This is a genomic window from Streptomyces sparsus (genome assembly GCF_054776295.1).
Genome location: NZ_BAAHCA010000797.1, coordinates 1 through 2304, shown reverse-complemented (window position 1 = coordinate 2304; position 2304 = coordinate 1). Strand labels below are relative to the sequence as shown.

Sequence of the window (2304 nt, the reverse complement as noted above, 5' to 3'; positions counted from 1 at the left end):
CCCGGCGCCGGGCCCGCGCCGCCGCGGTGCTGTTCGTGCTGCCCGCGCTGCTGCTGCTCGGTGCCCTCGTGGTGTACCCGGTGCTGTTCTCCGTCGGGCGCAGCCTCTTCGACGCCGGCGGTGACCGGTTCGTCGGCGTCGACAACTACACCGAGATGTTCCGCGACCCGGCCACGCTGAAGGCCGTCCGCAACAGCACGATCTGGGTGGTCGTCGCGCCCGTCCTGCTCACCGGGCTTGGACTGGTGCTCGCCGTGCTCACCGAGAAGGTGCGCTGGGCGACCGCCTTCAAGCTGCTGCTGTTCCTGCCGATGGCGGTGTCCTTCCTGGCCGCGGGCATCATCTTCCGGCTCGCCTACGAGCAGGACCCCGACCGCGGAGTGGTCAACGCGGTGATCGTCGGCGTGCACGACTCCTTCACCGACAGCTCCGCCTACCCCAAGGCCCGGGCCCGCGAGGAGCACGGGCTGAGCAGCACCGGGGACGGCGGCTACCGGACGAGCGCGACGGCGGCGCCGGGCGAGAGCGTCAGCCTCGGGTTCGTCGGCGTACCGCCGGCGGACGTGCCCGGGGAGGCGAAGCCCGCCGCGGGTGCGGCAGCCGAGCCGGCGGCCGAGGACGAGCTGCGCGGCACCGTCTACCTGGACTTCACCCCCGGCGGTGGCGGCACCGCCGGACAGGTCGACCCGGTGGAGAAGGGGCTGCCCGGCATGTCCGTCGAGGCGGTCCGCGACGGCGAGGTGGCCGGCCGGACCACCACCGCGGCGGACGGTTCGTTCCGCTTCGCCGGGCTGGCCGACGGCTCGTACACCCTGCGACTGCCCGCGGCGAACTTCGCGCCGCCCTACGAGGGGGTGTCCTGGCTGGGCCCGGCCCTGGTGACCCCGGCCATCATCGGCGCCTACCTGTGGATCTGGACGGGCTTCTCCATGGTCCTCATCGGCGCGGGCCTGGCGGCGCTGCCGCGAGACACGTTGGAGGCCGCCCGGATGGACGGCGCCAACGAGTGGCAGATCTTCCACCGCATCACCGTGCCGCTGCTCGCCCCGGTGCTGACGGTCGTGTTCGTGACGCTGGTGATCAACGTGATGAAGGTGTTCGACCTCGTCTACATCATCGCGCCCGGCCCGGTGCAGGAGGAGGCCAACGTGCTCGCCACCCAGATGTGGCTGGTCTCCTTCGGCGGCGGCAACAACCAGGGGCTGGGCAGCGCGCTCGCGGTGCTGCTGCTGGTCCTGGTGGTGCCCGCCATGATCTTCAACGTCCGACGCTTCCGCAGGAGCCAGTCATGAGCGGACCCGGCACCATCGAGGCCAAGCCCGCCCCGCAGCCCGCTCCGCCTCCCGGCACCGGGGTGGCCAGGACCACCGCCCCGCCGCGCCGGTCCCCGCTGAAGTGGCTGACCGGGCAGCTCAGTCGCGGCGTGGTCCAGGCGGTGCTGATCGTCGTCGGGCTGATCTGGATCACCCCGATCGCCGGGTTGTTCTTCTCCTCGATGCGCTCCGAGCAGGACAACGCGTCCGGCGGCTGGTGGACGGCGCTGACCGATCCGGGCCAACTGTCGCTGGAGAACTACACCGCGCTGTTCCGCGACTCCGACATCACCTCCTCGTTCTGGAACACGGTGATGATCTCGGTGCCGACCACCGTGCTGGTGGTCGGGATCGCCGCCCTGGCCGGATACGCGTTCGCCTGGCTGGAGTTCCCCGGCCGGGACGCGATCTTCCTGCTGGTGGTCGGGCTGCTGGTGGTGCCGGTGCAGATCGGGCTGCTGCCGGTCGCCAAACTGTTCGGCGCGATCGGGCTGTTCGGCACCATCCCTGGTGTGGTGCTCTTCCACGTCGCCTACGGCCTGCCGTTCGCGGTGTTCCTGCTCCGCAACTACTTCGCGGAGATCCCGCGCGAGATGCTGGAGGCCGCCCGCATGGACGGCGGCGGCGAGTGGCGCATCTTCAGCCGCCTGGTGCTGCCGCTCGGCCGGCCGGCGCTGGCCAGCCTGGCCATCTTCCAGTTCCTGTGGGTGTGGAACGACATGCTGGTCGCTCTGCTCTTCGCGGACAGCGACTCGCAGCCGCTCACGGTCGCCCTCCAGTCGGAGATGCGGCAGTTCGGCAGCAACATCGGCGTGCTGGCACCGGGCGCCTTCCTCTCCCTGGTCGTGCCGGTGGTCGTCTTCTTCGCCTTCCAGCGGCACTTCGTGCAGGGGGTGATGGCCGGCTCGGTGAAGTGACACACCGCCGGCCGCGCCGCGCGGCGTACCGGGAGGGCCGGCACCGAGCGCCACGGAGGGGGGCTCGGTGCCGG

2 protein-coding genes are annotated in these 2304 nt (G+C 71.4%); both read left to right on the top strand.

Going from position 1 to position 2304, the window contains the following annotated elements:
• On the top strand, positions 1-1292 hold a 1292-nt coding region (locus ACYVE9_RS23500), incomplete at its 5' end, for an ABC transporter permease (protein ID WP_461029893.1).
• Positions 1289-2230 carry a carbohydrate ABC transporter permease gene (locus ACYVE9_RS23495; protein ID WP_461029892.1) on the top strand — a complete coding sequence of 314 codons (942 nt, stop codon included), beginning with the start codon at positions 1289-1291 and terminating at the stop codon, positions 2228-2230. The genes ACYVE9_RS23500 and ACYVE9_RS23495, both read left to right, overlap by 4 nt.
• The last annotated feature ends 74 nt before the right edge of the window (positions 2231-2304 follow it).

Bases quoted from the DNA above. Each gene is read 5' to 3' on its own strand.
- ACYVE9_RS23495 (WP_461029892.1), top strand. From the start codon at position 1,289: ATGAGCGGACCCGGCACCATCGAGGCCAAGCCCGCCCCGCAGCCCGCT.